The 24897-nt window shown below is 47.5% G+C and carries 22 protein-coding genes; 21 read left to right on the plus strand and 1 reads right to left on the minus strand.

Going from position 1 to position 24897, the window contains the following annotated elements; all coding sequences use genetic code 11:
• Positions 1-128 precede the first annotated feature (128 nt).
• From AM231_RS22585 to AM231_RS22605, 5 genes are all read left to right on the plus strand, one after another.
• Complete coding sequence (locus AM231_RS22585; protein ID WP_423212941.1) at positions 129-1577, plus strand: MDR family MFS transporter; 1449 nt, start codon at positions 129-131, stop codon at positions 1575-1577.
• A 33-nt stretch (positions 1578-1610) separates the two neighbouring features.
• Complete coding sequence (locus AM231_RS22590) at positions 1611-2201, plus strand: TetR/AcrR family transcriptional regulator (protein WP_053490255.1); 591 nt, start codon at positions 1611-1613, stop codon at positions 2199-2201.
• Between the two features lie 174 nt (positions 2202-2375).
• Positions 2376-3407: a copper amine oxidase N-terminal domain-containing protein gene (locus tag AM231_RS22595; RefSeq protein WP_054404621.1), complete on the plus strand. Its 1032-nt coding sequence runs from the start codon at positions 2376-2378 to the stop codon at positions 3405-3407.
• Between the two features lie 205 nt (positions 3408-3612).
• Entirely contained in the window at positions 3613-4935 is a 1323-nt protein-coding gene (locus AM231_RS22600) for an MFS transporter (protein WP_054404622.1), read from the plus strand.
• Positions 4907-5824 (plus strand): polysaccharide deacetylase family protein, encoded by a 918-nt coding sequence (locus AM231_RS22605; protein ID WP_082341778.1) that lies wholly within the window; start codon positions 4907-4909, stop codon positions 5822-5824. Before AM231_RS22600 ends, AM231_RS22605 begins: the two co-directional genes overlap by 29 nt.
• 101 nt (positions 5825-5925) lie before the next feature.
• Here AM231_RS22605 and AM231_RS22610 read toward each other — a convergent pair whose 3' ends face one another.
• Entirely contained in the window at positions 5926-6654 is a 729-nt protein-coding gene (locus tag AM231_RS22610) for a hypothetical protein (protein ID WP_054404624.1), read from the minus strand.
• Between the two features lie 159 nt (positions 6655-6813).
• On the opposite strand from AM231_RS22610, the gene AM231_RS22615 reads away from it, so the two are divergent.
• The 16 genes from AM231_RS22615 (at position 6814) to AM231_RS22685 (ending at position 24895) form a co-directional block, all read left to right on the plus strand.
• Positions 6814-7533, plus strand: a complete 720-nt coding sequence (locus AM231_RS22615; protein ID WP_054404625.1) for a response regulator transcription factor — start codon at positions 6814-6816, stop codon at positions 7531-7533.
• On the plus strand, positions 7530-8894 hold the full coding sequence (locus tag AM231_RS22620; protein ID WP_054404626.1) for a sensor histidine kinase: 1365 nt from the start codon (positions 7530-7532) through the stop codon (positions 8892-8894). The genes AM231_RS22615 and AM231_RS22620 overlap by 4 nt, the downstream gene beginning before the upstream one ends.
• Positions 8895-9158: 264 nt before the next feature.
• Entirely contained in the window at positions 9159-10580 is a 1422-nt protein-coding gene (locus AM231_RS22625; RefSeq protein ID WP_054404907.1) for an aspartate ammonia-lyase, read from the plus strand.
• A 193-nt stretch (positions 10581-10773) separates the two neighbouring features.
• Positions 10774-12396: an ATP-binding protein gene (locus AM231_RS22630; RefSeq protein ID WP_054404627.1), complete on the plus strand. Its 1623-nt coding sequence runs from the start codon at positions 10774-10776 to the stop codon at positions 12394-12396.
• A gap of 340 nt (positions 12397-12736) precedes the next feature.
• Positions 12737-14068 carry a hypothetical protein gene (locus AM231_RS22635; RefSeq protein WP_054404628.1) on the plus strand — a complete coding sequence of 444 codons (1332 nt, stop codon included), beginning with the start codon at positions 12737-12739 and terminating at the stop codon, positions 14066-14068.
• Positions 14069-14110: 42 nt separating this feature from the next.
• Positions 14111-14245 carry a hypothetical protein gene (locus AM231_RS30275; protein WP_278044647.1) on the plus strand — a complete coding sequence of 45 codons (135 nt, stop codon included), beginning with the start codon at positions 14111-14113 and terminating at the stop codon, positions 14243-14245.
• Positions 14246-14412: 167 nt separating this feature from the next.
• Complete coding sequence (locus AM231_RS22640) at positions 14413-15408, plus strand: hypothetical protein (protein ID WP_054404629.1); 996 nt, start codon at positions 14413-14415, stop codon at positions 15406-15408.
• A 540-nt stretch (positions 15409-15948) separates the two neighbouring features.
• Positions 15949-17574 (plus strand): extracellular solute-binding protein, encoded by a 1626-nt coding sequence (locus AM231_RS22645; RefSeq protein ID WP_054404630.1) that lies wholly within the window; start codon positions 15949-15951, stop codon positions 17572-17574.
• A 79-nt stretch (positions 17575-17653) separates the two neighbouring features.
• A complete protein-coding gene (locus tag AM231_RS22650) occupies positions 17654-18619 on the plus strand; it encodes an ABC transporter permease (RefSeq protein ID WP_054404631.1) in 966 nt (321 codons plus the stop codon).
• On the plus strand, positions 18613-19476 hold the full coding sequence (locus AM231_RS22655; protein WP_053490244.1) for a carbohydrate ABC transporter permease: 864 nt from the start codon (positions 18613-18615) through the stop codon (positions 19474-19476). The genes AM231_RS22650 and AM231_RS22655 overlap by 7 nt, the downstream gene beginning before the upstream one ends.
• Before the next feature lie 422 nt (positions 19477-19898).
• Positions 19899-20963 carry a cysteine peptidase family C39 domain-containing protein gene (locus AM231_RS22660; RefSeq protein ID WP_054404632.1) on the plus strand — a complete coding sequence of 355 codons (1065 nt, stop codon included), beginning with the start codon at positions 19899-19901 and terminating at the stop codon, positions 20961-20963.
• On the plus strand, positions 20950-22188 hold the full coding sequence (locus tag AM231_RS22665; protein ID WP_054404633.1) for an AMP-binding protein: 1239 nt from the start codon (positions 20950-20952) through the stop codon (positions 22186-22188). The genes AM231_RS22660 and AM231_RS22665 overlap by 14 nt, the downstream gene beginning before the upstream one ends.
• Positions 22189-22206: 18 nt before the next feature.
• Entirely contained in the window at positions 22207-22470 is a 264-nt protein-coding gene (locus tag AM231_RS22670) for a phosphopantetheine-binding protein (protein ID WP_053490241.1), read from the plus strand.
• Between the two features lie 10 nt (positions 22471-22480).
• A complete protein-coding gene (locus tag AM231_RS22675) occupies positions 22481-23470 on the plus strand; it encodes a Gfo/Idh/MocA family protein (protein ID WP_054404634.1) in 990 nt (329 codons plus the stop codon).
• Between the two features lie 12 nt (positions 23471-23482).
• On the plus strand, positions 23483-24604 hold the full coding sequence (locus AM231_RS22680) for a DegT/DnrJ/EryC1/StrS family aminotransferase (protein WP_054404635.1): 1122 nt from the start codon (positions 23483-23485) through the stop codon (positions 24602-24604).
• A gap of 18 nt (positions 24605-24622) precedes the next feature.
• Positions 24623-24895, plus strand: a complete 273-nt coding sequence (locus AM231_RS22685) for an acyl carrier protein (RefSeq protein WP_054404636.1) — start codon at positions 24623-24625, stop codon at positions 24893-24895.
• Positions 24896-24897: the final 2 nt, after the last annotated feature.

The raw sequence follows: 24897 nt of genomic DNA on the forward strand, positions 1-24897 counted from the left end.
GGCTTGTATTTATGAAAATACAGTGAAAATTTTCAGTTGACCTGCGGACAATTGTCCGTTACAATAAAAAACGCACTACCGGACAATTGTCCGTGCACATGGAATTAAGGGAGGATAAGGTCTTGGATATGGGAGTGGGGCCGGGTTCGGCCAAGATTGATTTAAGTAAAATAAAGAGAGGGCCGATTGTTGCCGCCTTGATTATTGGTGCGTTCGTTTCCATCTTGAATGAGACGCTGCTGAATATTGCTTTTCCAAGCTTGATGGAGCAGTTTGGCATTGGAGAATCGACCGTGCAGTGGCTGTCCACAGCATACATGCTGGTGGTGGGCATATTGGTGCCGATCACGGCACTGCTGCAGCTGTGGTTTACAACAAGACAGATGTTTATAGGCGCGATGACGCTGTTTCTTGTAGGTACGATTATTTGTGGTTTTTCACCGGTATTCGGTGTGCTGCTGGTAGGTCGTATTCTGCAAGCTGTCGGAACGGGGCTTATGCTTCCAGTTCTGATGAACACGATCCTTAGCATTTATCCGCCTCAGAATCGCGGAGCCGCGATGGGCATGATCGGTCTCGTTATTATGACCGCACCGGCGATTGGTCCAACGCTTTCCGGTTTGATCGTGGACTCGCTCAGTTGGCGCTGGTTGTTCTATCTGGTGATTCCGCTCGCAGCTTTTTCTATCGTGTTTGCTGCAGTGTTCTTGAAGAATGTATCGATACTTACCAAGCCGAAGGTCGATTATATTTCGATTCTTCTGTCTACGATCGGTTTTGGGGGAATTGTATATGGATTCAGCAGTGCCGGGGAGGGCACTTGGTCTGATCCGAAAGTAGTATGGTGCATTACGGCAGGCGCCATCAGCTTGCTGCTCTTCGTATGGCGCCAACTGAAGATGGAAGAACCGATGCTGGATCTGCGCACCTTCAAATTTCCGATGTTTTCACTCGTAACGGTGCTGATGCTGGTCCTGATGATGAGCATGTTCTCCACCATGATTATGCTGCCATTGTTCCTGCAGAATGCACTGGGCCTAACAGCGCTTGCCGCAGGTCTTGTTATGATGCCGGGCGGTATCATCAACGGTCTGATGGCGCCGATTACAGGGAAGCTGTTTGATAAATTCGGACCGAGAGTTCTGATTATCCCGGGTCTTGCTCTCTTGATTGTGGCCATCTTCCTGTTCTCGCGCATTGATGCTTCATGGACCGGTGGTTATGTCATCTTCCTTCATGTTATGATGATGATAGGGATTTCAATGGTCATGATGCCTGCTCAGACAACTGCCTTGAATCAACTGCCGCCTCTTCTGTACCCGCATGGTACAGCGATCATGAACACGCTTCAGCAAGTAGCCGGGGCAGTAGGTATGGCACTCTTTATCAGCATCATGACAGCAGGCGCCAAAAACTACGTGACAACAACCGGGGATCTCAATCCGGTACAGAGCATGGTTGCAGGTCTTCACAATGCATTCGTCATCGGACTCGTTCTGGCAATCGTAGCCTTTGTGCTGGGCTTATTCGTGAAACGTACAACTTCACCTGTTGAAGAAGAACAGTCTGCTGCATAGGGTTCCTGTGTTTAATTAGAAAGGGATGCGTGCATGTCTAAAGAGAATGATGAGTTGGGTCAGAAGATACTGGACACGGCCCAGGCCTTATTTGATAAATATGGAGTCGAGGACGTATCCATGCATCAGGTAGCGAAAACGGCGGGAATCGGGCAAGGCACCTTGTACCGCCGCTACCCCAGCAAGAGCAAGATTTGCTTTACGCTAATGGAAGCGAAGATCGATCGTTTTATAGAAGGGCTGGACGTATATCTGCGTGAGAGCGAAGAAGATTTGGTTGCCCACAGGCTGCGGACAGTCATGACGAAGGTCATTCTCCATTTCAATGAAGATTTGGAGTGGCTGAGAGTAATGCTGACCTCTGACCGATTGGAAGATACCAAGAACATCTTGTGTGAGAATCCGCCCTTCACGTACTTGCGATTACAGATTCAGCGTCTGTTGGAACTTGCGGCGGAGCGTGAAGAATTGATGCCGCTTGATCCGCAGTTCACCTCTGTGATGCTGGCATCTCTGCCGCGTGCGGATATTATTCTATATATGCGCGATATGGGATACAGCGCGGAGCAAATTGCGGAGGAGTACTGCCGAAGCTTTGTCGACCCGTTGTTTATTCAGCGTTAATCGCATAGCCGTTAGTCAAGGGACCGTTTTGAATAGACTGAAGAGTCTGCTTGAAACGGTCTTTTTGTGTATGGCCTGCACAATCAGTAACGGTTTCATTGCAACATTTAACCATATGGACCGTCAGTATAAGAGTACATGATAATTTAAGACACCCCAGAAAGGACGATGAGCATGAACAAACAATGGAAGAAGCAAGCAGCAACTCTGATGGTGGCAGCCTTGGCTGTATCCGGCAGTGCAGCGGCATATGCGGCACCTCAAGCAGCAAGCAATCAGGAGCAGAAACCGGTCGTCATATCGGCTGCAGTTGATTATGGAATTTCAGTTAATGGTCAGGACGCGGCCGGCGCTGGATTTATGAATACCGACGCGAAGCTGGTCATGATCCCGCTGCGAAGCGTATCTGAGGCGCTCGGATTTGATCTCAAGTGGAATCAGGAGAATCGTTCTGTCGAGTTGACAAAAGAGGGATCGCCGATTTGGACCCAGGTGCAAACGGGCAAAGACCAGTATACTGTGAACAAAATGTACAAGTCCCTTGGCGCTGCGCCGGTGAATGTGAAGGGAACGCTCTATGTCCCGGCCATCTTCTTCAGCGACGTGCTCCAGGCTAACGTAACGGTCGATGGCATGAAAGTCAGCATCACTTCTGAGGATGAGGTGAAGAAGGAAACCATAAGCGGAACAATTACAGAAATCATCAACACTGAACATCGTACAGCCGTTCACATTAATGGCACTGAAACGGAAGGCACCATTTTGAATGTCGATGAGAACACGATCCTGCGCGATGCAGAAGGCAAGAAGATCGAGCTGAAGGATCTTGAGAAAGGGATGGAGATTAAAGCCGTTCACAGCTTGGCGATGACCATGAGCTTGCCGCCACAGACGTATGCGTATGAGATTCAGGTTAAATCGGACAAGAAGGAGACAGATATGCTTGCCACAGCCGGTGCGATTGCAGATATTCAGGGTGATGGCGACAGCCTGCGTGTAACGATCAAGGGCAAAGGATTAACCGCACAGTCTCCGGATGTAGTGATTCTGAATTTGACGCCTGAGACGGTGATCGCGCATAAAGACGGCAGAGCCGTGAAGTCAAGTGAGCTCAGCAGCGATGACGAGATCATTGGCTATTATAGCCCGATGCTCACCAGAAGTCTGCCGCCAATCGGCACAGCTGCCAAAATCGTTCTTCAATAAGGAAAAATGGAAGGAGTCTGACGTTAAACGCCAGGCTTCTTTTTTGCTCGTTAAAGGTACAACGAAGAAAGCGCCCTTATCCTTATAACAGTCCATTTAGACACGGTTAATGAGATTCCGGCTGGTCTCGTTAGGAACAGGAATATTCAAGCTGCATGCCGAATACTGTACAACAAAATCTTCCAAAAGAGTTGGAGGGAAGCAGATGAAGCGCAGCTGGGTGAATTCGCCTTATTCTTTTTCTCTGGGCATGTTTGCCATGATGGTTCCAAGTCAAGCATTCAGCTCATTCTACATCTTTTTCTACGTGGATACATTGGGTCTCGGCATAGGGTTGGCATCCTTGGCACGAACGGTATTTCTGATCTGGGATGCGGTGAACAATCCGCTGATGGGGTATTGGTCTGATCGTACGAAGACGAGGCTGGGACGGCGCAGGCCATGGGTATTCGGTGCTATTCCTTTGTTCATGCTGACCTTTGTACTCGTATTCTCGCCACCGGAAGGATTAACACAAAACGGGCTGTTTATGTGGTTTTTGGTTGCTCTTATTCTATATGAAGCTGTAGCTACCGTCCTATGGGTCAATTACGGCGCTCTCTTTCCCGAGTTGTTCCGTGGTGACCGAATCCGGGCAAAGGCATCGGCGATCCAGCAGGGTTATCAGGTGGTAGCCTTGTTGATCGGTACCGCGCTTACACCGATTATTTACGACGCCATGGGATTTTCGAATATGTCGATCCTGTATGCACTGCTGTTTGGTGTGTTCATGTTCCTGTGCATGATGAGTGTCCAAGAACAAGAGGTGTATAGTACGAGCGAGCCGCTGAGGCTCGTCCAGGCATTCCGGGAAACGCTGCGCAATAAGAAATTCTGGGTGTTTAATATCTCCAATTCATTTGCCCAGACGGTAAACGGGCTCATCAGCTCAACGATCCCCTTTTACGCGAAATACGTACTCCATATCCCTGACAATCAAGTATCGATCCTGCTGGCAGCCGTGTTTGTATCGGTCATTCCGCTGGTATTCGTATGGTACTGGATCATCCGCAGGATGGACGGTGTGAAGGCGTGGCGTTTGTCGCTCGCAGTGTATGGCCTCTCTGTCATCCCCCTCTGGTTTGGCTATGATTTGATCAGTGGAATTCTGGCAGGCATCGGCGTTGGGTTCGGTCTGGCGGGATTTCTTGTAACGCCGGCCATGGTCAGCGGCAATATCATTGACGAGGATGCAGAGCGGACGGGTCTGCGCAGGGAAGGCATCTATACAGCCGTCAGCGGCTTTATTACACGTTCCAGCGGATTGATATCCGCCCTGGCTTTTTTTGCAGTAGGTATCATCTTTGGATATGAAAGCGGTGACAATCCTGGTCGTGATCCTGAATCGACTTTCAGATATTTGATCAGTGTCGTTCCTTTATGTCTGCTGGCTATTTCCTTCCTGTTATCGTATGCAACCAAAATCGAATTCTCAAAAACCATAGGAGGCGGGCATGACCATGGAACGAAGATTGATCATCAATTGTGACGATTTTGGGCAAAGCAAGGCCATGAACGAGGCGATCCGGCATTTGCTGGAGGAGAATAAAGTCTCCTCGGCAACCATCATGACCGTGGCTCCCGGCTTTGAAGAAGCTGCCTCATGGGCCGCGCGCCGGCGCCAACCGAATATAGGATTGCATTTGACCATGACCAGTGAATTTGAGGCCCTCCGATGGAGCAGCTTAACCGGATACTCTTCCCTGCATGACGCAAATGGTTATCAATACCGGACAGTGGCGGAATTCGAACGGGGAGCAGAAACAGGTGCTGTGCTTAAAGAGATGGAAGCGCAGTATCGACTGGCATGCAAGGCGGGCATTCGCGTCAGCCATATCGATAATCATATGGGCAGTCTGTACGGGATGGAAACAGGGCGGAGCTTCATTCCGCAGATGCTGTGGAAGTGTTCACGGTGGCGTCTTCCGTCACGGCTATTCCGCTGCATCCATCCGGAAGACCCGCTGCTGAGCTCGCTGTCCAATATCGAGCGCCCGGTTGCGCTTGCCTCGGGACTCGCCGATACGTTCGGCGTGCCGATTCCTGACTATTTGCTCTCGCATCCGTTTCCGATTGTCGAGGGGGAGACCTACGAGACTTTCAAGCTATCGCTGATTGATAAGCTGTATAGACTCCCTGAAGGGGTCAGTGAAACCTATGTCCATCCCGGAGCCGAGGATGAGTGGATGCTGGCAAATATCCCGAATTGGGAGAAACGGGTGTGGGAGTACCGGCTGCTGTTTGATGATGACTTTGCTTATGGACTACAGGATGCCAAGGTGATGCTGACGGATTACCGTTATGTGGAGGAACACTTGAAGCGTCCCCGCGTGCGCTCTGCCGTGAAACTTATGAAGGTCTTGACGAAAAAATCGTGATATAGGCCTATACAGAAGAACAACCCCTGCCGCGCGCGGCAGGGGTTGTTTGTGCTTTAAGTAGGATCGGCTTGCGCCGACATATGCTGCTCCGTATAACCTTACTTCGCTTCAGCTTCCAGCTTGGCGATCTGTTCCTTGTATTGGTCCAGCAATTTCGTCAGCGCCATTTTGATAGAGTCGGAGTCCTTGGAATCCACCGCTTTGAAGAGGTCAATTCTGGCATGGATGAACGCCAGATCCTCATCGTTGATCTTCACTTCCAAACTTGCTGCATCACTGATCTTCACTGCCGTGAAACTTGCTGCCTCGTCTTGGATCACGTCGTATTTCACTTCACCGGACTCTGCATTTACTATTTCGGCCCTTCCCAGCGTTATGCCTTCAAGCGGCGTGATAACGTCCTTAATCTGGGTTGCTTTGAATTCCTTGATGTCCCCGCTGTCTATTAATTCCTGGATATCTTTTGCCGGAGAAGTCTTCAGAGCAACGGAAACCTCGAACTCGCCTTCAGCCACAACCGGCTTCATCTCTCCGGCAATGACAGTTGTAGCCTCGGAGAAAAAGAATGCTCCCTCAGCTCCGGCAAGCTTGCCGTACTTCTCAAGCGTCTCCTTCCAATCCTGTACCGTTTCCGGTGTGTATTTCTCAGCCAATTCCAGCGGATTCGGCAGAATGGAAATGGTTGCAGTAGTTTTAAGAGGCGCGCTTTTGCCTGTTTGATTCGGTACGTCACTTGGGGTATCAGCACCAGAGGCATGTACGGGCAGGGCGGCTGACCCCAGCAGGACAGCGGATAGGGCAAGTTTACCAAACAGTTTGTGTTTCATCGTATAACACTCCTTATCGGGTTGGTTGTCTTACAGTACCCAGTGTACGAGTCAGCATTGGCAGAACATTGGTATATTTGTGGAAAAATAATGGCATTCCCCTTCATCATCCCGGAGCTTGGTATACTGGGAGGAGACGAAGCTCGGAGGTACATGGAGATGAACCAAAATTATCTCATCGCCGTTATTGACGATGATCAGCATATACGAAATTTGGTGGAAGCTTATTTGCGTAAGGAAGGTTATCGAACCGTGGGCCTTGGCACGGCTGAGGAAGGGTGGGAGATGTGGAGAACGAACCCGCCGGATATGTGGGTGCTGGATATTATGCTGCCCGGCATGGACGGTTTCGAATTGTGCCGGCGGATCCGTGCGGAAGCCGAGGTCCCGATCATCATGATCTCTGCCAAGGATAGCGAAGTGGATAAAATACTGGGGCTTGATCTGGGAAGCGACGACTACATGGTCAAGCCTTTCAGTCCCCGCGAGCTGGTTGCCCGAATCAAACGGCAGCTCAACCGATGGTACAAATTCAATCAGGCGGAGAGCATTCCGCGGCTCGCGGCCGCTTCCCCGGAGCTTAGCAATGGACGGCTTCAGTTAATGCTGGAGGAGCGGCGCGTGTTCTGGAACGGGGAAGAAGTGGATATGACGAACAAGGAATTCGAGATGCTAAAAGTGTTTGCCGAGCATCCGAACCGTGCGTTTACCAGAGACGAACTGCTGACCTCCGTATGGGGGGACGACTATTTTGGAAGCGACCGGGCGGTCGACCATCTCATCAAACGGCTGCGCAAGAAAGTGGAGCAGCTGCCGATCGAGGCCATATGGGGACATGGATACCGAATGAGAACGGATGGGGAGGAAACGTTGATATGAAGCTGGTGCATCAGATCAATCTTGCTTTTGCTTTATCGCTTATACTCGTGTTGTCCGTGACGGCCGTCGTTATTCATTATGTGCTGCTGGATCACTTTATAGGTACGCAAAGAAAGGACATGCAGTCCATTGGTGCGGAACTTTCGGCAAAGCTCGAGACGGCTGCTGCTGAGAGCATTCCGATCGATAGCACGCCGATCGCTGTCAGCGGCTATGCTGCTTCCCGGATTGCGGATGTGGAAGTCATTATTCAGGATGCTCAGGGAAATGTGGTGGCTCCAATGGCCGTTGTTCCTTCTTATCCGTATACGGAGATAGCTCGCTTCACGCAGGATGTCCCGACCTCCTTCCAATCCACCATCAAGAACGATACGTATCTCACAGAGGTCACGGCAGTTCCCCAAGGAACGGTAACACTGATTACGCCAGTCAGCAAAATCAAGGCCATTGAGCAGGCGCTGCTGGGGCGCTTGATGCTCGTATTTGGCGTAGGGGCCATGATCATGGTGATCTTAAGCTTGTTCATCACCAAGAGATTGATTAAGCCGCTCATGCATCTGCGCGAAGAATTGAAGAAGGTGAAGGAGCGCCAGTTCTCCGAAGTCCGGCGTGTGTCCGCAAGCGGGGAGATCGGCGCAGTTGCAGAGTCCGTCTACGATATGGCGGGTGAGCTGGAGCGGTACAACCATGTGCAGAAGCAATTTTTCCAGAATGCCTCCCACGAGCTAAAGTCGCCGCTTATGTCCATATCCGGCTATGCGGAGGGAATTCGGGACGGCGTATTCGAAGGGGAGGATATCCGCAGAGGGCTGGATATCATTATGAGTGAGAGCAGCCGGATGAGAAATATCGTGACCGAGATGACGCTGCTTGCTAAACTGGATAGTGAAGATGATATATTTAAGGCGACAGAAGTGAATTTGAGGGAGCTCGTGGAAGAGACGATCGAAAGAGTCAATCCTCTCCTGGTGAAAAAAGGACTGTTCGTGCATCCTTCCTATGGAGATGATGAATCGTTAACGGTGTATGCCGACCGGGATAAGCTGCTGCAAGCACTGCTGAACATCGTTTCGAATGGAGCAAGGCACGCGAGCAGGTACATCTACATTCAAGCGGACATCCAGAAAGACCAAGTGGTGCTCACCGTCTCTGATGATGGCGAAGGCATATCAGAGGAGCTGCTTCCGTATTTGTTCCACCGTTTTGTGAAGGGCAAGAACGGGGACTCGGGTCTGGGCCTGGCGATTGCCCGCGCCATCGTGGAACGCTGTGGAGGGTTGATCACGGCGGGGAATCGGAAAGAGGGGGGCGCCGTCATCTCGCTGGGCTTTCCCCACTATCGAGAGGCTTCCATTGCTTGATTAAGGTTGCTGAGTCGGGTGTCCACGAACGGGACTGCCATCCAAATTGGGTAAGAGGGGGCTTTTTTGGGTACATCTCTACTTAGAGCATATACTCGGGAAGTGCCCTTTTTTCTATGATGATTCAATAGGTTCCAACAAAACGAGTAAGATATAGAGGAATTCCAGCCGAAAAGCAGAATTCTCTATATATCCGGGCAAGCTGGATGATACCAGAGGATAAGCATGATACAAAATAATCAAAAGGCGATGGTGATGTTGTCCATGGATACGCAGTTTCGAATTGAAAAGGATTTTCTAGGGGAAAAGCAATTACCTGCGGAGGCCTACTACGGCATTAATACCGTCAGGGCGGTAGAGAACTTTCCGATCAGCGGGGTGCCAATCCATGCGGAGCTTATCTCTGCGCTCGGCGAAGTGAAGAAAGCCGCGGCCCTGGCGAACATGGAGCTTGGCCTGTTGCCCAAAAAAATAGGCAGTGCCATTATAGAGGCAGCAGAAGAGATCGTTTCAGGCAATCTCCGTTCCGAATTCATTGTCGATTCCATTCAAGGCGGAGCCGGCACTTCAATCAATATGAATATGAATGAGGTATTGGCGAATCGCGCACTGGAGATTATGGGGAAACAGAAGGCGGAGTACTTCTATTGTAACCCTAATAATCATGTCAATATGTCGCAATCCACCAACGATGCGATTCCGACGGCAATCCGTATTGCAGCTTACCGTCTGACACAGGATCTGCTTGCGGTGTTCCGGACCCTCGTTACAGGTATACAGAACAAGGCCAAGGAATTCGATGACGTGATCAAAATGGGACGCACACATCTGCAGGATGCAGTTCCGATCCGGCTTGGCCAGGAGTTTGGGGCCTATGCCAATGTTCTCACACGTGACATCCACCGCATCGAGCGGGCAGCGCAAGGCCTGTTAGTCGTCAATATGGGCGCAACGGCAGTGGGTACGGGGCTTAATGCACCGCCAGCCTATATGCATAGCGTCGTTCAGCATTTGGTTAAGCAGACAGGCTATCCGTTGAAGCAGGCAGAGGATTTGGTTGATGCCACTCAAAATACGGACGCGTACATGGAATTGTCCGCTGCGCTTAAGGTATGTGCCGTGAACTTCTCAAAGATATGCAATGATATCCGGCTCATGGCTTCCGGTCCGCGAGCGGGCTTGAATGAGTTGAATTTGCCTGCGAGACAGCCGGGCTCGTCAATTATGCCGGGCAAGGTCAATCCGGTTATGGCTGAAGTTATGAACCAGGTGTCCTTCCAGGTAATCGGCAATGATCATACGATCAGCTTGGCGTGCGAAGCCGGACAATTCGAACTTAATGTCATGGTTCCGGTTGCTGCCAACAATTTAATGCATTCCCTCAAAATTCTGAGGAATGGCATGGATGTATTCTATAAGAATCTGATGGTCGATCTTCAGGCGAACAAGGAACGCTGTAAGCATTTCGTGGATACCAGCTACGGCATCATTACAGCACTGAACCCGCATCTGGGTTATGATGTGGCCTCCAGGCTGGTCAAGGAGGCGCAGAGGACAGGTCTTGGGATCAAGGAGATCATTCTGGAGCAGGGACTTCTGACAGCAGAACAGATAAAGGTTATCCTCGATCCGTATCACATGACCTCCCCGGGTATCGCGGGAGAAGAGTTTTTATTAAATCAATAGCCTACGAATAGCTGTGAGGGTGAACTTAATACCCCTAATAAGAGTCGACCAAGATGAAATTCTTGGATCGGCTCTTTTTTTGTCAATAGGTCCCGAATCGTTTCCGATAGTTGCAGGCTCCATTTTCCGATAAAAGTGTTAGAATGAACAAGGCGGTATATAAGAGATATGGCAGTATGATAAAAAGGGGCATGTGATTTTGGACAATCGATTTGGTGCAATAACCGATCAGGAGATCATTCGGCAGGCGAAGCAGCATTGTATAGACAAGGGGATGAACCCGGAGCTTATTCCAACACATACTCACCAATTGGATCATGAAGTATTGGCCGCAAGGCGTGAAAAATATAAAGAATACATCGAAGTCATACAAGTATTCGTGAATAAGTTCCTAACCTCCGGTTCGGGAAATCCGGTTGTGATTACGATTACGGATCATGAAGGATACATTCTGGATCAAGCCGGAGACTCAACCATTATAGAAACAGCAAGGTTTTTGGGCATCATCGATGGGATGGGCTACTCGCAGGAGGACGGTCCCAGCTCGATCCATTTATGCCTCCAGTACAAGCGGCCTTTTACGTTAATAGGGGAAGACCATTTCCACCAGATTCTTCACCGCATGGCGTGTTACTCGGCACCCTTTCACAATGAGAACGGGACGAAGATTATCGGCACGATTTCTTTAATGACTCATAAGGAGTATGCTCACCCTCATCTGCATGCTTTACTCTGCACAATGGCCGATTCCCTGGAGCGGGAAATGGTGACTCGCAAACAGAACACACAGCTACAAACATTGAATCAGGTGCTGCTCAGAACCAATCATTACGGCGTTATTATTACGGATGCAAAGGGCCGAATTCTGGAGATGAACCAACACAGCCTGAGACTGTTGTACCCGGAAGGCAGCGACAAGGACCGGGATAAGTACGTAAACCGATCTGTATTCAATTTGAAGCCGATTGGCGAATACTATGAACGTGTGATATATCAGCAGGAGATTTGCATCGGTAAGGAGCTTTCGTTTGAGATATCGGGAAGTGTGAACCATTATATCCTCGATGTTCAGCCCGCCTATGACCGGGAGGGGGGACTGATGCGTGTCGTAGGTTCTCTTCGCGATATTACGGAGATGAAGCGAACAGAGGAAGTGCTTAGGAATACGGAGAAACTGGTATTTGCCGGACAAGTCGCTGTAAGCATCGCCCATGAAGTGCGAAATCCGTTGACAACGGTAAAGGGGATGCTGCAACTAGCCAATAAGGAGGTCCGCCTTCGGCATTATGATTTGATCATGTCAGAGCTGGAGCGGGCAAATCTGATGGTCGGGGAATTTATGATATTGGGTAAACCCCAGGCCGCCATTTTTAAGCTAGAGGATTGCGGTGAAATATTGCAAGAGGCACTTCACTTGTTTACGATTCAGGCGAAGCTCAGCGAAATCGAAATCACGCAACACTTAGCAGAGTCTGCCACCATCTTGTGTGACCGGAATCAAATCAAGCAAGTGTTCCTCAATATTTTGAAAAATGCGATGGAAGCTCTCCTTCAAGGCGGAAATATCCATGTTCTTCTGGATGTGCACGAAGGGTATCAATGCGTGACCTTCACCGATAACGGCTCTGGCATGACGGAGGAAGTTCTCCGGCGGATCGGGGAGCCTTTTCATACGACCAAGCCGGACGGCAATGGTCTGGGCATCATGATTGTTCAGCGGATCATGGAGAGTCATCAGGGTAAAATGAACATCCGCAGCGAAATAGGGTGCGGAACCTCTGTTGAAATCATGCTGCCCATAAATCGAAACGGCTGAACTCTATTTAATAAAAACAGCGCTGAGCATGTCAGCGCTGTTTTTTGTCATGTTAGCAAAACTACAATACGCCGCCAGTCTTATAACCGCTTCCAAGCAGTTCATTGACATTGTGCGTGGTCACATAGGCATGTTCATCTATCTCACAAATTAGTTGTCAGAACCGTCAGTCCCCGCGACATCGCCGTTGTAACGTTCTGCAATGCTCAATGTTCGACATGATAGTCAACGTACGGGGGATTCTCTTGCCAAATTTCCTATAGCAGGTATGATTTAGGTATCCGTGCCGGCTGCCATTCAGGGCTTCACGGAAAATGGAAATGATAGGAGTGAGGGAATCATGGCAGAACAGCGCCGGCCCCTTGTCCAGCAAATACGTATCGGGATTATCGGAACCAAGGCGATCGTTGATAAGATCATGAAGGTGATTGAAGCTTTTCCTTCCTTCGATGCGCTGCCGTTGGTTTATCAGGATGATGAGGAAGCACCCGCCTTAGCTGAGCAGATCGGAAGTGAAGTTGAAGTATTATTCCTCTCGGATCCATTGTCACAGCGCAAAGTGAAGGAGTTTGGCAAGGTTGCAATCCCAGTTCATCATGTACCTGTAACGGACGCGGGTTTATATAAAGCACTATTTCATGCGGGACTGCAGGGAAGGCTGGATGGAGGCATATCGGTGGATACCTTGACGGAGACGATGGTAGTCCGAACTCTGAAGGATTTAGACATCCCTGGAATGCAGGCTGCCGTTTATGATGGACCTGCCTATGCTCCTAAAGAAAGCCTGATTGCTTTTCATCGGCAACAGTATGAATCCGGGGCAAGCTCTGTTGCATTTACGGGTGTGGAATCTGTGTCCCAAGAGCTGACACGGCTGGGGATTCCTAACGAATGGCTGCTGCCATCGGACCAGGATATCGTAGTATCACTGGAGCGGGCGCTGTTGTCTACAGCCTCCCGCAGAAGCAGGGAAGCCCAAATTGTGGTTGGGATGATGAATATCGATGATTTTGGTACCCAGGCGCTCAGACGAAACAGTGAGCATGAGGTACAGAAGCTGAAGCTGGATATTCACCGGATGGTGCTGGATTATGTGGAATCGCTGGATGGCTTCCTGACCCATCTGGGAGGCGATGAATATCTGTTCTTCACGACCAGGGGGATCTTCGAGCGGGAAACTGGCGGATATAAAACGATACCACTCGCCAAGGATTTGAACAAAACCCACGGGATATCGCTGAGTATCGGCATGGGGTTTGGCCAGTCGGCCAGTATGGCGGGAACCAATGCCCGTATTGCAATGCGTAAAGCCAAGGAGGTTGGCGGAAATGCCTGTTTTATCGTGCGGGAAGACGGCACGTTGATCGGACCGCTGGAAATGGCTGATCCTGTGCAGGAGGTCCTTTCCTTTACGGATGCGGAGCTGATCAAGCGGGCTGAGGATGCGGGAATGACCAGTGCCTACTTAAGCAAGTTGTTGAATCAGCGTGCCCGTTCCGGCAAATATGAGTACAAGGTTCATGAGCTCGCTCACCTGCTGGATATTACCGTCCGCAGCGCGCATCGGCTGCTCCAGCTGTGGACCGACAATGGTCTGGTCGAGATTTCGGGAATCGAGAAGGTGCCGCGGGGCAGACCAAGGCAGATCTTTAGATTCGTCTTTCTGGAATAGGCATGGGACAACTTTTATAAATGGAAGGTGAGGTGATAGGGAATGAATAGAGCCAGGTCCAAGCTTTCCCGTATTGAGAAAATCGTCATCGGCACGCTGCTCGGACTATCAGCATCTTTTATCATCGCTTTCTTCGTGCTTCGGTATATCGTGCTGAACATTTCGTTTGCTCCCTGAGATCAGGGGGCTTTTTTTAATGCTGTCTTAGCCTGGCAGGATTCATGTTCATGAGATAGTCTCGAAGTGGATGCAGCACCGTACCTTTAAAGACTATTTAAAGATTTGTCTTAATATTAAAACCGACCGTATGATGAAGAGGAATCATCAATCCGAGGAGGTAGCTTATGAATCAGAAGATCCTTCATATCACAAAGAAACCGCCGGTTATTTGCCATGATCCGCATCCTCATTCTGTCATTCCGATCCATGAAGATTATATGAACTGGATATATGAGAACTATATTCAGCTCAGTTCCTTCAAGAATATTACCGATAGAGTGAATTTGACATGGATTGAATACATATTCCTAAATGATTATTACCATAATAATCCGTTTGTTGAAGTCGAGATTTTATCTGAAGGAATTGTAACGGAATCCATCGTGGAATGGATCATTGACCATATTAATCAGCATCAATATATCGGTATTTGTGTAGATCGTTTCTATATTCATGAACATGTGAATTACAAGCTTGATCATCTCCCGCACGGTTTGTTGATATATGGTTATGATTTAGATCGACAAGTGTTCTATGCGGCAGATTTTTTTAAAAGGATTTATTCATGTAAAGAAATACCTATAAATCAACTCGTAGAAGGGTATACTGCCGCTACGAATGAACCGAAGGTCATGATGTTTAGTTACAAGGACAACATCAAATATGGACTGAACGTTCAGCGCGTTTTTCAAGCGTTGGAAGATTATTATACGTCGAATGATCATCATATGAAGGTGGAATATTCATTGCAGCAAAGTATTCCTAAAACATTCGGTTTAGACACCTATAGGGTGTTGAAGCAGCTCTATGAGGTGACGGCCATTGAGATGATACGATTGGATATCCGCCCTCTTCATACACTTTATGAGCATAAGAAAAGGATGACCAGCTTATTAGAACATCTGTCCAGATCCGGAATGGTAGAGATCGATCCTAACTGGATCCAAGGCTATAAGGAGCTGTTGAGAACATCCGAAAGCATTAGAAACTTATTTATAAAATGTGAACTAACGAGGGACCAGCAGTATTTAGCCAGAATTATTCAATGGCTTGAATGGATTTCAGAACGGGAAAGAGGTATTTTGGATCCGATGCTTAACCGATATACGAGCATTTCCTAGGCTGAAAGGAAAGACTTCATACATCAGGGACAGGGACTCTTTGTGAGTGCCAGATGTCCCTTTTTTTCGTCCATGTCTCTTACTATATAGAGCATTCATTAGAGTCCGATGCTAATTTGCAACTGTAATTAAATGGAATAAAGTCCTCAGCTCTTTGTTTATGAAATTCCTCTAAGTTTTTATGAATTTCTATCAGTTTAGCATTTTCTACAGGCCATGAACCCTTGATACAAAAGGGTTTTTCCTGCTTCCATATGATTTCATTCAAAAATGAACAGATTGTTGAAAACGCTTTATTTACAGCGCCTAAAGCCGTACTTATACTTTGGGGAAATCAAGATCAGTCACAAGAAAAGGAATGATAATGGGAGGCATACAAGGGGATGATCGTGGATTAGATTAGAGGTCAAAGGGGAATTTTTGCGGGGAAAGAAAGTGCCTTTGTTTACGAAAAGAGACTACTTTGCAACTAATGGATTTGATCATGATTGGATGGAATGTTCGTACTACTAACTTTCAGAATTAGAGGGAGGAATAGAAATGTCGAAGAAACTCTTGAGCTTGGTCGTTATATTCACGATGGTCTTCTCTGTACTTGCTGCATGCGGAGGGGGCGGTAAAAATAATGGAGCCTCGAATGGCGGCACTAATGATGGTGACACCAACACGGGCGGAAACAATGGCACATCTACCGAAGTGGCATCGGCTGATTATGGCGATACAGGCGGTCTGAAGCTTCCGATCGTTGATGAGCCGGTTACATTAACCTGGATGCATTCCGGGAACGCGACAATTACAGATGAAATGCTGGTTGTGAAGGAAATTGAAAAGCGTACAGGAATTAAAGTGAAATTTCAGACCTACTCTCCTCAAACTTATGAAGATAAGCTGAGAGCGACGGTCGCTTCGGGCAAGCTCCCGGATATCTTTAACGGATTGAAGTCTGCCGAGTTGAAAGATATCGGCAAGCAGAAAGGGGTCGTAGCTATTACTGATTATGCGGATATGCTGCCGAACTTCTCCAAGCTTTATTTGGAAGAGAACCCTTGGGTGCTTAAGTCCTATGGGGATCAGGAAGGCAATCTGTACACATGGCCGATCTACCAGTTGAATCGCGACGTTAATCATGGATTTATGTATCGTAAAGATATCTTCGATAAGCATGGCATTAAACCTTGGACGAATACGGAAGAATTCTATGAAGCATTGAAAAAGCTAAAAGAACTCTATCCAGACAGCTATCCATACGCTTCCAAAAACACGGAGTATATTTTCAGAGACTGGGCATACGGATGGGGAATTAGCGGGGATAGCTATCCGACTTACTATGATGAAAACGATGGAACCTGGAAATTTGCCGCTGTACAGGATGCGCATAAAGAGATGCTTGATTTCATGAAGAAGCTTTATACGGAAAAACTGCTTGATCCTGAATTCTTGACAGATACACAGGAGTCTTGGACAACGAAGATGACAACGGATAAAGCGTTCGTTACATGGGATTGGATCGGCAGACTGGAATTGTTCCCGAATCAAGTGAAGGAAACGATGCCGGAGTATGATTTAAGATATGCGCTTCCGATCGGTCCTACAGGGAACGCAAAATCTTTGCCGGAAGTCAGTGACTTCAGCCTTGCTGTTGCGAACAATAAGAACAAAGAAGTGGCCCTGAAACTGCTCGATTACTTGACGAGTCCATCCGGAGCAGATTTGATGACACTCGGCGTAGAAGGCGTAAACTTCGAATGGGGTGAAGACGGATATCCGGTATATCCTGAATTGAAGGATCTGCCGATCGTAGACATCAGCATTCTGGAAGATCGTTACGGAATGTGGCAGGAAGGCGCTTATTTGAGACCGAACCGCAAGAGCGTTTATTTCAAATATTCCGAAAGAGAGCAAGAAGCTCAGGACATGATCATGAGCGAGGACCGCAGGGAAGCGCGGGATCCAATTCTGAACTTTACGGATGAAGAGATTAAGGCTTTGTCTGAACTGCAAACCTCTCTGCAAAAAGCGGCAGAAGAGTTCAACTCCAAATATGTATTAGATAAGAGTTATGGCGACAAGCAGTGGGAAGATTGGAAGGCCCAGGCTGCCAAAGCGGGCGTTGATAAAATGCTTGAAATCTTCAACGCAGCGCAACAAAGATATGACGCTGAATAATTAGAAACAAATTGTAACGGTGCTAGGCGCCCAGAGATTTACTTTCTGGGTGCCTATCATTAAATAGGAGGGAAAGAACGTGCAACAACCAAGTGTCGAGACTGGCAAACTACGCACAAAGAAACCGCTCGATTCCCGTTTCGCCGCTACGCTTAAGCACATCCGGCGGGATCGACAGCTGCTCTTACTCTTTATTCCATGTGTTTTGTTCTATGTTATATTCCGTTACGGACCTCTATATGGACTGGTAATTGCCTTCAAGGACTATAGTGTGTTTCAGGGGGTAATGGGGAGTGAATGGGTAGGACTGGAACATTTTCAGAAGTTTTTTAGCAATCAAGACTTTTGGATGCTGTTCAGAAATACGTTCCTGCTCGGTTTTTTTACACTGATATTCGGCTTTCCATTTCCGATTATTCTGGCGGTACTGCTTAATGAAGTCCGGGTGAAATGGTTTAAAAAATCAATACAGACCTTTAGTTATTTACCTGCATTTTTATCAGTCGTAATCATCTCTAGTATGATCATTGACTTTTTGTCCCCTACCAATGGACTGATCAATCAATTTATTTCCTTTTTAGGCTTTGAGAAAAAGTACTTCCTCGTAGATCCGAACTGGTTCAGGCCAATTTATGTCATTTCTGAAATATGGGCGACAATGGGGTATCAGGCCATTATTTATTTGGCAGCTATTGCCGGTATTAATCCGACCCTGTATGAAGCGGCCAAAGTGGATGGCGCGAACCGATGGCATATGATGAGAAACATTACCGTTCCAGGACTGATGCCTACAGTGATTGTCATGTTTATTTTGAACACAGGCAACATGTTCCGTATCGGCTATGAGAAGGTATTGCTGCTCTATAATCCATTGACCTACGATGTGGCGGATGTATTCTCCACCTATGTTTATCGGAAAGGGTTGCTGGAATCAAGTTACAGCTATGCTGCGGCCGTAGGAATGTTTGAATCTGTAGTGGCACTGGTCATGCTTCTGGGAGCGAATCAGTTAAGTAAGAGGATGGGAGGCAGCGGTTTATGGTAGGACAACGCAAACTATCGATATTTAGCATACTGAATACCATCATTTTGATCGGGGTTGCCATTGCCACGCTATATCCGGTTTGGTATATCACCGTGATTTCATTCAGCGATACCGTTTCCGTACTGCAGGGGAAAGTGTTTTTGTGGCCCAAGGGCTTCAATTTCGATGCCTATGTACAAGTGCTGAAGGACAGTAAAATTCCCAGGGCTTATTTAAACACGATTTATTATACCGCTTTGGGAACCTTTATCAATTTGCTGTTTACAGCGGTTGCAGCTTATCCTCTCGCACAAAGGGATTTTTTCGGGCGTAAATTTTGGATGCTTGGAATCATACTGACGATGTTCCTGAATGCAGGAATTATCCCGACTTACATGATTGTACAGAAATTGGGATTGATCGATACGGTATGGGCATTAGTTCTGCCGAACGCAATATGGACTTTTGAATTAATAATTCTGAAGAGTTTCTATGAGAATATGTCTTCTCAGATCAGAGAGGCGGCGAAGATCGACGGTGCTTCGGAATACCGTATTTTGTTCAGTATCGTTATTCCGCTTTCCAAGCCTGCACTGGCATCCATCGGATTATTTTATTTTATGGGACACTGGAACAGCTTCTTTCTGCCGCTCATCTATCTGAATGACAAAGATATGTTTCCTTTGCAGATCATCCTGCGAGATATGCTGATCTTTAACTCGGAGTCCGATTCAGCTTTGGTGGATAGAGCCGCGCTGGCGCCTCAGGCCATGAAAAATGCCACGATTGTATTATCGATGATTCCTGTACTGCTCATCTATCCGTTCGCTCAGAAATATTTTGCCCAGGGCGTTATGTTAGGTTCTGAGAAAGGGTAATGTCGCGCGCGCAAATTTAGTATAAAAACGCCTCCCATGGTTCAATGACGATAACGGGGGAAGAAATTTGATGAACTCCCTGCTCTATAACAATGCCATTGCATACAGTTTACGGGAATAATTGACAAAAAATATAAGATGTTTTACGATATGCTGAGGCATACGGGTAACGGCTCGGCAGAAAGCAAATCTTAGTATCAACTAGAGATAGACTTTCTGCTTCATGGGCTGCCCATCATAGCGATTCCCCTACCTCTGCATGAAAAAGCTCAGCTTTTTCAACAACTCCACATCGTTCACACCGAATGTTTTCCAGGGAATCAGGATTCCTCTGCATTCACGACAACCTTTGAGAAATTACTTTAATGTATCTCCAAACGATTATAGAAAAACAGTCCATAAACTATTTGGAGTGTGATGTCATGGAGAAAGCACTTCCTGTTACTTACCCCTTAATTGATGCGTACAACAACACGGCTAATGTGCTTTCTATTATTCAGGGAGACGACCGGGTCACAGAATGGCTCCACAGTCATTTTATTCAGTTGTACCATGATAAGTCTTTAAAGGACGGCTTCACATTAAGCTTCTACGCCCCTTATTTGATCAAAACATGTCCATGGCTGGATACTCAAATCATTCATAAAAGAATCATGGAAAAGGGTTGGAGCGACATCACTTCCTTTTTAATCGATTGCATCGATTCGGGCTGTTATGTGATTTTGCTTGTAGACCAGTTTTATATCCCGAATTCCGTCTATTATCAGAAATCACACCGTCCTCATGAATTGTTTGTATATGGCTATCATTTGGAGAATAAGGAGTTTTATATCTCTGATAATTTCGCAAGTGGAAAATATAAAAGACTTGCATGCTCGTTTGAGGACATGCAAACAGCCTATACTAACCTTTCAGCTGAATTAGAATTAAATTACAACAATTATGACGGAATGATGTTGGTTCTGTCGAAAAAAGAGTTGGCAGAGCCAATTCCTTTTCACCCGCAGCTGGTAGTTTCTCAATTGGAAGATTACTTGCATGCTAAAGACTCCTCCGATGCCGATCAGACGCTGTATGCTCACAACAAACCGGATTGGAATTACGGACTGCAGTGCTACAGTAATCTGATCAGGTACGTGGGGCATGTATGTGATGGTCAAGAATACTTGGATATACGTCCATTTCACGTCATTTATCTTCATAAAAAGCAGATGTGTTCCAGAATACAATTTATGCAAACGAAAGTTGATTTACTGAGTGGCGAAGACTTAAAATCTCGTTTTTCTGAACTGGAGAGAACGAGCTTAATTAATAGAAATTTGGCGATGAAATATAACTTCTCGAAGAATCCCGATCTAAAAAAGGGGATGGTTGACCAATTGGAAGCGATGGTGAGTATGGAGAAGTTGATCATTCCCCAGCTTATCGAACAAATCAAGCTCGGTTTTAAATTGAAAGAGGGAGGGGAAGGTTATGCTGTTCGTTAATAAAGCCTTTTTCACTTCAGGAGATGTGGAACAGGTCCAGCGCCACATTTCCCAGATGCTCTCCAGCAGCCAAATCACAGGGCATATCATCGCAGCAGCATTAAGAGATCCGATCGAAATCATCGCTTTGGTGAAGGTGGTCATTCATGCTGGCGGCTCTATTTTGCTCATGAATGGGGACACACCGAGGGGACAAGCAGCACAATCAGCGCAAGAAGCTGGCTGCCAAGCTTTATTTCACGGGTCTCTTCAAGAGGGGCCATATATGTTGAATGGCAGAGCTCAAATGGATATTCCTTCTCTCTTGCAATTTAGTTCTGGCACGACAGGGAAGCCCAAGATGATCAGAAGAGCTTGGAGCCATGTGGAGAGGGAGATCGCGAATTATAATGAGGCTTTACAATCCGATTCAGCGGAACAGCCAATCGTACTCGTTCCGGTATCTCATTCCTTCGGGTTAATTACAGGCGTTCTTTCGGCCCTCGAGCGAGGAGCGGTTCCGATAGTGGTAACGGATAAGAATCCAAAGTTCGCGGCTCATCTGATTCAGACCACACCGACTTCGATTGTATATGCGGTTCCGTACTTATTCCACATTCTGCAATCCATCACGAAAAACAGCATTTCATTCCACAAGGTAGTAAGCTCAGGGGCACCGTTAACAGGGGCTCTTTTTGAAAAAATGAAAAGCTGCACGCAGCATGTTTATCAGCAGTACGGTTGCTCGGAGCTAGGATGCATTGCGATCGGTTCAGATCCCTCATCGCATGCGGATGTGGGAACACCGCTGAGGCATCTTAAGGTGGAGGCGGAAGGCAGCGAGAAGGAGCCGGGGGAAATTGTCGTTACGATGGACGAGTATACCGTGCATACCCACGATGCGGGCTGGAAGAATGCCGAGGGAAGATTGCATTTGGCAGGACGAATGGATGATCTGATTAATGTCACAGGCTTGAAAGTCATACCGTACGAGGTAGAACAGGTTCTGTTCAGCGTAGATGGGGTGGAGGAAGCCGTGGTGTATAAGACGCGCCATAAGGTTTGGGGTGAAGCGGTGAAAGCGATGGTCACAGCATCGTCTAGTCTTTCCCCGGAAATGTTGAAGCAGCGGTGTATGGAGCGACTGCCAAGCCACAAAGTTCCAAGCACAATAGTTGTGGTAAATGAAATACCTAAAACCGCTGCCGGAAAAGTTAGCAGAAAGCTGTTGTCCGAAAACTATTAATGATAGGAGAGGATCATAATGAACAGAATGGAAGTTTTGGAAACGTTGAAAACGATGATCGTGGAAAATTTGGAGCATACGTTACCGGATGAGATACATGAATCGGATCGAATCTATGAGGATTTGGGGATTGATTCCATCATGGTCCTCCAGTTAGTGGTCTATATGGAAGAGGAATTTCATGTTGAGGTCCCCGAGGAAGATGTGGATCCAGCCGTATTCGGGACGCTCGGATCACTGATTACGTTTATTGAACAACTGCAAGCTGCGCAAACCGCATAGGAGGCCGGCGATGAACATTAAGCTTGGAATTGCGGGCTTTGGGAGAATTGTTGAACTGGTTCATTTGCCGCTGATCAAGCAAATCCCGGAAATTGAAGTGTCTGTCGTGTATGACATTACGGAACAGAGACGGGATTTGGCTGCAAAACGAGGGTTTCGTACGACGGACAAGCTTGAGACCTTGCTCGAAACGGACGTGGATGTCGTTCTTGTCTCCACCCCGCCGAATTCTCATTATGAGATCGCAAATCAAGCGCTCCTGTTCGGCAAACACGTCATTATCGAGAAGCCGGTAACTGTTGAGTATAGTGACGCGGTAGCTCTTAAGTTGACCTCGGAGCGTGTTGGAAAGTCTGTAACCGTGTTTCACAATCGAAGATTTGACCCTGATTTTAAGCTGGTTCGCCAGCTTATCGAAGATGGATCGTTAGGCAATCTGTTATTTGTAGAGCGGCGGTATCACATGTTTGGATCAGGTGGCAGCTTCGGAGTGAAATCATTTCATCCAGGCTGGCGCAATACGAAGCAGTACGGTGGCGGGGCTCTATATGATTGGGGTATTCATCTGATTGATCAGCTGCTTCAGCTAAAAGCGGGAGCGGTCAAAGAAATTCACTCTTTCATGCATTGCTTTGATTGGACTCAAAATCAAGTCGATGACTATGTTAGAGCCAATATGGTGCTGGATAACAGTGTCGTTCTCAGCATGGAGGTAAACTTCGCTTCCCATAGCGCCGCCCCAATGTGGGTTGTGGGTGGCGATGAACGGACGGCCGTCGTGGTCTCGCCGCAGGAAGCGATCCTCCTTGAGAAAGGGAAACCGGATCAAAAGCTTCACCTTGAACCTGCTTCAAGGACATCAGCTTTGGCGATCTATCACTCGCTCGCAGAGCATATAATTCACGGCAGTCCCCTGGCCGTAACCTTAGGGGAAGCTGTTGAAAGCATGCGCGTGGTCGATGAGATCATGATGAGCAGGAAGTGGACTGTTCAAAAATAGGAGGGTATCTCAATGGGTGTTTTATTCTCTAGTCCTCAGGTCGAATTTGAAATAATAAGGGATAAATGGTTGGAGGGAGTTGCGGAATTAGGGCGGAAGGGTGTTTTTGTCGGAGGAACTTCTGTGACGTCCTTTGAATCCAAATTTGCGCAGTATATCGGAACCGGCCAAGCCATTGGCGTAGGCAACGGAACAGATGCCTTATATTTAACCTTGAAGGGGCTTGGGATCGGCCCGGGGGACGAGGTAATTACAGCAGCCAATACGTTTATCGCTACCGTAGAAGCCATTCACCATACAGGTGCTATGCCGGTGCTTGTCGATTGCGAGCCCGATACTTATCTATTGAATGTAGAGCAGGCAAAAGCGGCGGTTACGACACGGACGAAAGCGATCATTCCCGTACATCTATACGGTCAAATGGTGGACTTGTCCGAATTGACCGTATGGGCTGAGAAGCGGAATATCGCCATCGTTGAGGACAGTGCACAAGCGGCGGGCGCCAGGATGAACGGTCAAATGGCCGGAAGTATCGGTACAGCTGGTTGCTTTAGCTACTACCCAGACAAAAATCTGGGAGCTCTGGGTGACGGTGGTGGGATTACAACCTCGTCCAATTCCCTTGCTTCGGTGATCAAAAAGCTTCGTAATCACGGTGGCGAGGTCAGGTATCAGCATGAGATTCCCGGGTTCAACAGCCGCTTGGATCCGATGCAGGCCATCGCTCTCGAATTAAAGCTTGCCTATTTGGACAGTTGGTCTGCGAAAAGACGAGAGGCTGCTTCGATGTATGAGCACCATCTGCACGGTATAGGGGGCATTGTTCTGCCCAAGCACAGAAACGATGAAAGTCATGTGTTCCATCTGTATATTGTCAGAGTAGAAAGCGAAGTAAGGGACAAGCTTCGAAAACAGCTGCAAAAGAAAGGGATTTTAACAGCCGTTCATTATCCGAAGCCGGTTCACAGAACAGCAGCTTTTTCATATTTGCCATATGATGAGGGGACTTTCCAGAACGCGGAGAAGTACGCGGAAGAAATCATCTCCTTGCCAATGAATATATCGGTAACCGAAGAGCAGATTGGACAGATCGCACAAGAAATCCAAGCTGTATTGGGCAAAGTACAAGTTTGATCGAGGAGGATCATAACGATGGAGACGATACAAACCGAGCAACAAATCCAGAGTTTTTTGAAGGATCGTATTTGCGAGCTTTTAGAGCGTCCGGGTTTATCAGAGGAATTGACGATCGACACTCAGCTGTCGGAGGTTGGTATGGACTCCGTCATGCTTGTCAATTTGATGGTGCATATTGAACAGCATTATCAAATTTTTTATGAGGATGACGAATTGCTGGCGGAGAACTTTGCTACGATTCAGATCATAACTGATAAGATCCAAGAAAAACTAGGCTTGGGAGATTAATC

The sequence above is a fragment of the Paenibacillus solani genome, from assembly GCF_001277345.1.
GTDB classification, from domain to species: domain Bacteria; phylum Bacillota; class Bacilli; order Paenibacillales; family Paenibacillaceae; genus Paenibacillus_AQ; species Paenibacillus_AQ solani.